Genomic DNA, 5,605 nt, shown 5'->3' with positions numbered 1-5,605 from the left:
GTCCATTTTGCCGTCCAGTCCTCTGCCTAATCTCGACAGCAGGACTCGCACAGACAGCCTCAGAGCGGCAGGAGGGGATCGGCGAGGCGCTTACAGACGAGCCTCAACGCCTTCAAAATATACGCGACGGAACGCTACACGATTACACCTTCCGCAAGCATGACATTGTTGTGACACCCGCTGGCGTTCGGTCGGGTTGGCGGTGGTTTGAACAATCCGACGTGATTGTCGTAACCCTCGACCCAAAACCTGTCGAACGTTTTGCGCAGACAGAGCTCGGGATGCTGCTCGATGCGCGACAATTCCAGGACATGCCACAGTTTTCAGACCCGGATTTATGTGCAGCCGGGATTATCCTGCGCGATGCGCTGGAGCACGACAACGTCACGTCGGGCGTCATGTTTGAAGCGATGAGCCGGGTGTTTCTCGTTAAGCTTCTGCAAAAGTATGGGGACCGCCGCCGCGAAGACGTCGAGCTATCCGCCAGTTTCACCTCGGACCACTATGCTCGGGTCCTGGCGTTCATCCGAAGCAGGTTGGACAAAACCATCACCGTCGATGAACTCGCGTCCGAGGCGGGGATGAGCAAGTCGCATTTCAACCGGGTGTTCAAGGAAACGCTTGGGGCGACCCCGATGCAATATGTGATGGCCTACAGGATCGAGCAGTCGGTCAAGATGCTGGACGATCCGGCGCGCCCGCTGGGCGAGATTGCCTATGCCTGCGGTTTTGCCGATCAGGCGCATTTTTCCCGCAGCTTCAAGCAGATCACAGGCAAAAGCCCCCGTGCGTACCGCGCCGCCGGCCCAACAACTTAGCGAAAGCGCGATCTTTCAAAAACCTCGGTTTCTGGTTCAAGTCTTTAAGTCTCTCGCGGTCCATCTCTCTGGTCATGAGGCAATGATGCCACCAACCAGGAGAGACAACGATGAAAGCTTTTTCCCTCACTACCGCCGCAATGCTGTTGGCTTCGACGGCCGCTATTGCACAGGTTGAAACCCGCAGCGTCACCTTCGAAAACGAAGGCGCAACACTGTCCGGGACTCTGTATCTGCCCGAAGGGCATGATGGTTCTGCACTGCCCACTGTCGTCGTGACCGGTGCATGGACAACCGTTCAGGATCAGATGCCGTCGATCTATGCCGAGGAAATGGTCGAGCGGGGCTTTGCCGCTTTCACCTTTGACTTCCGTGGCTGGGGCCGCTCTGGTGATCTGCCGCAGAACGTGCGGTTCGTTGAAAGCCCGGAAGCCAAGACATCCGACATCCGCGCCGCCTTTGCATTTGTCGGCACATTGCCGGAAGTGGATGCGACCCGTGTCAATGGCTTGGGCATCTGCGCCTCTGCCGGGTACATGGTTGATGCGGCGGCAGGCAATGACCGCGTCCAGCGCGTCGGCCTCGTCGCACCGTGGCTCCAGAACGAAGAGATCGTGAACGCTGTCTACGGTGGGCCCACAGGCGTGTCAGGCCTGATTAAGGTCAGCCGTGCGGCTGAGGCAGCTGGGGGCAAGATCATTCCCGCCGCTGGTCCGACAGGCACCGAAGGTGTGCTGATGCCGTTCGATGGGTACTACGTGGACCCCGAGCGCGGTGCGATCCCGGCCTATGACAACCAGTGGAACAATGCTGGCTGGGAAGGCTGGCTGACATATCATCCCGCTGACAATCCGGATCGTCTGACCCAACCTCTGGCCATCGTGCACTCCGAAGCAGCGGCCATTCCGCAAGGAGTGCGCACGTTCCTCGCGGGCTTCAAAGGTGAGGTAACGCTGAAGATGCTCGAAGACGTGACGCAATTCGACTTCTACGACAACCCTGAGGATGTCACGCGCGCTGCTGACACCGTTGCCGATCACTTTGCGGGCGTCGCAGCTCAGGATAGCTGAACCTATCTGCCACCGCACCGGCAACTCGGCTGGTGCGGCCCCCACCACTCACGAACACCATAAACCTCAGGGCGCTACTGCGTTCTGACCACAGGACAGGATTGCACAATGAAACATCTTCTTCTCTCATGCTTTCTGTTCGCGCCGCTCGCCGCCACTGCGGATCCGGTAGACCAGATCAACGCTTCGATCACCGATATTGCAGCAGGGGCCGACCGTCACGACTGGCCCCGCGTGCGCAGCGCATTCGCGGACGAGGTCACGCTGGATTACACGAGCCTCTGGGGCGGCGACGCGATCACGCAAGCCGCAGATGACATCATCGCGCAATGGTCCGGGTTTCTGCCTGGCTTCGACGTCACGCATCACATGGTCACAAATGAGACGATCACCGTGACCTCAAACGAAACCGCGACGGCGCAGGCTGATTTCACGGCAACGCACCGGATCGGAGACGACCTGTGGGTGCTGGGCGGGCGCTACGACTACGCCCTCATCTTGGTGAATGAAGCGTGGAAGGTATCCGCCATGACCATGACCGCCCTCTGGGAAACCGGGTCCCGCGATCTGGTCGCTCAAGCTGCCGAGCGCGCAGCGCAATCCAACTGAAACCATCAATCAAGGAGAGAAGCATGACACATTCGTTTTCCCCATCCCGCCGCACACTTCTGACCGCTGGCGCGGCTGCGGCAGCCACTGGTCTGGCCCAAGGGGCCGCAGCACAATCGACGTCGCAGGGTAAATTCGCCGGACGGCACGTCCTGATCACAGGCGCAACATCCGGGATTGGTGAGGCCACAGTGCGCGCCTTTGCACGAGAAGGTGCCAACGTGGCCTTTAACGGTCGTCGTGCCGGACTGGGTGCTGACGTCGAACAGTCCATCAATGCGGATGATGCCACGCGTCAAGCGGGTGGCCGGGCTCTATACGTTGAGTCTGATGTGCGCGAAGAGGCACAGATCATTCGCTTCATGGAAACAGCCCGTGAAGCTTTTGGCGAGGTCCATATCGCGTTCAACAATGCCGGTGTCGTTTTTGGCAACGGTTCACTGACCGGGAACGCGCCGCTGGCCGAGATCGAGGCCGCTGATTTTGACGATGTCTGGGCCACAAATACGCGTGGCCTGTTTCTGTCGATGAAGCATGAGGTGCCGTCGATGTTGCGGAATGAACCATGGGGACGTGGTGGTCTGCGTGGCGTCATCGTCAATAATTCGAGCGTCAGCGCGCATGGTGGATTCGCGACGATTAGCCCTTATTCCACTAGCAAACATGGTGTTCTGGGCCTGACGCGTGGGGGAGCCAATGACTACGGCGGCTACGGCATCCGCATTGTGGGTGTAGCCCCAGGTGGTGTCGATACGCCAATGCGCCGTGCTTCTATCGAGGCGCAGGGGCGTGACCCCGACGAGGCGCAAGCCCCGAACATGAGCTACCGCACAAACACAAGCGACGAGATCGCCGATGTGGTCATGTTCCTCGCCTCCGATGCGGCTTCTTCGCTGCAGGGCACCGATCTGGACGTGACGATGGGCATGCTCAGCGGACCCTTTGCGCCACCAAACCGCAACTCCTGAACCTAACTCAATCAGAAAGGAAACCAGAACATGACCAATGACATCGACACCACCCGCCGCACCCTTTTGACTGCCGGAGCCGCCGGACTTGCCGTGGCCGGAATGACGGGCGGCGCGCAGGCGCAAACCGCGAACCGGCTGCTTGAGGGACAAACCGTCTTCATCACAGGGGCCGCGCGCGGTATCGGGCGCGCCATTGCCATCGCAATGGCAGACGCGGGCGCAGATGTTGCCGCCTATGACATCCTGACGGATATCCCCGACTTCCCCATCCCCATGGCAACACCGGAAGATATGGCCGAAACGCAGGCTGGCGTAGAAGCTGCAGGCGTTCAATTCCGCAGCTACGCCGGAGACATCCGCGACCTTGATGCCCAGCAAGCGGCCCACGCGGACGCCGACGCCGCACTTGGCCCCATCGGCATCGTCGTGGCCAATGCAGGGGTGAACCTGAACGCCGGGTTCCTGATCGAGAAGCCTGACACCTGGTCCACTGCATGGGAGACCGTCACCGACGTCAACATCAAGGGTACGGCAGCCACGTTGCGTGCCACGGTTCCCGCCATGACCGCCCGTGGATCAGGACGCGTGATCATCGTTGGCTCGACTTTCGGCAGACAAGGCAACGCATCAAACCCAGCCTACATCGCCTCGAAATGGGCGACGCAGGGGATGATGAAAGCCTTGGCCATCGAGGTCGGGAAACAAGGCGTGACCGTCAACACCGTGAACCCGACCGCCGTGCAAACCGGCTTTGGCGGACCGCGCACGCAAGAACAGATCGACGGGTCGAACGCATGGTTGGCGGCCAACTACCACCAGTTGGATGTCGGGCTGCTGCAACCCGAAGATATCGCGGGCAGCACCGTATTCCTGGCCAGCCCGGGTGCCGCTATGATCACGGGCACGTCCATTGACGTCTCTGCCGGTGCGGCGGCTCGGTATACCGCGTGAATCAACGCGGGCGGCCCTGATCCGGGGGGGCCGCCCATGTTACAGACGGAGAGATCGCAATGTTTAGAACACTTCTTGCAGCCGCCGCGGCGGCTATGACAGCCGGAGCATCGCCACAAGTGGCGCGCGCGGATATGACGACGACCTTACCCGTCCCTGACGTCAGCCTTTTTGCCAGCACGCCCAGCTTTGGCGAAGGGCTGGTTTTTGACGCAAACGGCACGCTTTTTGTTTCTGACGCTGTCCAAAGCCAATTGCTGCGCATCACGCGGGACGGAGCAGTCTCGGTCTGGTCAGAGGAGGTGAGGATGCCCAACGGGCACAAGATCTTGCCTGATGGGTCCCATGTCATCATGGAAGGCGGGATCTGGGAGGACCCGGCGGACCAGGGCGCATTGGTGCATCTTGATGCGTCAGGCACCTTGATCGACCGATACGGGACCGATGATCAGGGCCGCAACTTTCGCTGGCCCAACGACATCGCGCTCGATCTGCCGAATGGCGGTTTCTACTTCACTGATCCGGGCCGATTCATGAGTGACGAGCCGGGTCGGATTTTCCATGGGTCATCGGATTTCACGATCACAACCGTCTCTGATCGTCTCGTGGAATTCCCGAACGGAATCGTTCTGTCGCCGGATGGTCAGACACTTTTTGTGGCGGAGTCCTTGCAAAATCGCATTCTCGCCTTCGAAGTCTCGGCCCCGGGCTGTCTTGGTTCTCCGCGCGTCTTCGCCGAGCTGCCGTCTTTTCCAAATCATTGGACCAACGGGCAAGCCGAGCCCGATGGCATCGCGCTGGATAACGATGGCAACCTGTTTGTCGCCCATTTCGGAGCAGGACTGGTGCATGTCGTGTCACCGGACGGGACAATGCTGGGGTCCTACACGAGCGGTTCTGGCACGGTCACAAATCTGGCCTTCGACCCGACTCAGCCAAGTAACCTTTATGTCTATGCCGCAACAGGTTTGTCTTTTGACGAAATTGAGGAAGGAGGCGAGATCATTCGCATCGGTCTCCCCGGGATTTCTGGGCTGCGCCTAGTCGAGACGGATGCTGGTGATCCACCGGCAACTGACTAGTATTCAGGTGTAAGCGCCTCGGCGATCCCCTACGCGGCGCGGCTTGACGCGGCCGCAAAGTTCCAGGGCATGAGATCGTCGATGCGGCTTCTGGGATGACCGTC

6 protein-coding genes are annotated in these 5,605 nt (G+C 60.0%); all 6 read left to right on the top strand.

Annotated features, from left to right (window positions below):
* Positions 1 to 29 precede the first annotated feature (29 nt).
* The 6 genes from BMX57_RS20200 to BMX57_RS20175 all read left to right on the top strand — a co-directional run bounded on the left by BMX57_RS20200 (position 30) and on the right by BMX57_RS20175 (position 5,501).
* The gene (locus BMX57_RS20200) at positions 30 to 818 is read left to right on the top strand and encodes a helix-turn-helix domain-containing protein (RefSeq protein ID WP_092371706.1); all 789 of its coding nucleotides are present in this window, start codon (positions 30 to 32) and stop codon (positions 816 to 818) included.
* 110 nt (positions 819 to 928) lie between these two features.
* The gene (locus BMX57_RS20195; RefSeq protein WP_092371703.1) at positions 929 to 1,888 is read left to right on the top strand and encodes an alpha/beta hydrolase; all 960 of its coding nucleotides are present in this window, start codon (positions 929 to 931) and stop codon (positions 1,886 to 1,888) included.
* Positions 1,889 to 1,996: 108 nt separating this feature from the next.
* Positions 1,997 to 2,497 carry a nuclear transport factor 2 family protein gene (locus tag BMX57_RS20190; RefSeq protein ID WP_092371700.1) on the top strand — a complete coding sequence of 167 codons (501 nt, stop codon included), beginning with the start codon at positions 1,997 to 1,999 and terminating at the stop codon, positions 2,495 to 2,497.
* 23 nt (positions 2,498 to 2,520) lie between these two features.
* A complete protein-coding gene (locus BMX57_RS20185; RefSeq protein ID WP_092371697.1) occupies positions 2,521 to 3,465 on the top strand; it encodes an SDR family NAD(P)-dependent oxidoreductase in 945 nt (314 codons plus the stop codon).
* A gap of 30 nt (positions 3,466 to 3,495) precedes the next feature.
* The gene (locus BMX57_RS20180) at positions 3,496 to 4,419 is read left to right on the top strand and encodes an SDR family NAD(P)-dependent oxidoreductase (protein ID WP_092371694.1); all 924 of its coding nucleotides are present in this window, start codon (positions 3,496 to 3,498) and stop codon (positions 4,417 to 4,419) included.
* A gap of 59 nt (positions 4,420 to 4,478) precedes the next feature.
* Positions 4,479 to 5,501, top strand: coding sequence for an SMP-30/gluconolactonase/LRE family protein (locus BMX57_RS20175; protein ID WP_092371691.1), 1,023 nt, complete (start codon positions 4,479 to 4,481; stop codon positions 5,499 to 5,501).
* The last annotated feature ends 104 nt before the right edge of the window (positions 5,502 to 5,605 follow it).

It is taken from the genome of Cribrihabitans marinus, assembly GCF_900109035.1.
Taxonomy (GTDB): Bacteria; Pseudomonadota; Alphaproteobacteria; order Rhodobacterales; family Rhodobacteraceae; genus Cribrihabitans; species Cribrihabitans marinus.
Note: the sequence above shows the minus strand (reverse complement) of the source record. Positions and strands in the feature narration are given on the sequence as shown.

Excerpts from the sequence above, each read along its gene's own strand:
- BMX57_RS20180 (WP_092371694.1), top strand. The coding sequence starts at position 3,496 with ATGACCAATGACATCGACACCACCCGCCGCACCCTTTTGACTGCCGGA.
- BMX57_RS20195 (WP_092371703.1), top strand. The coding sequence starts at position 929 with ATGAAAGCTTTTTCCCTCACTACCGCCGCAATGCTGTTGGCTTCGACG.
- BMX57_RS20175 (WP_092371691.1), top strand. The coding sequence starts at position 4,479 with ATGTTTAGAACACTTCTTGCAGCCGCCGCGGCGGCTATGACAGCCGGA.
- BMX57_RS20185 (WP_092371697.1), top strand. The coding sequence starts at position 2,521 with ATGACACATTCGTTTTCCCCATCCCGCCGCACACTTCTGACCGCTGGC.
- BMX57_RS20190 (WP_092371700.1), top strand. The coding sequence starts at position 1,997 with ATGAAACATCTTCTTCTCTCATGCTTTCTGTTCGCGCCGCTCGCCGCC.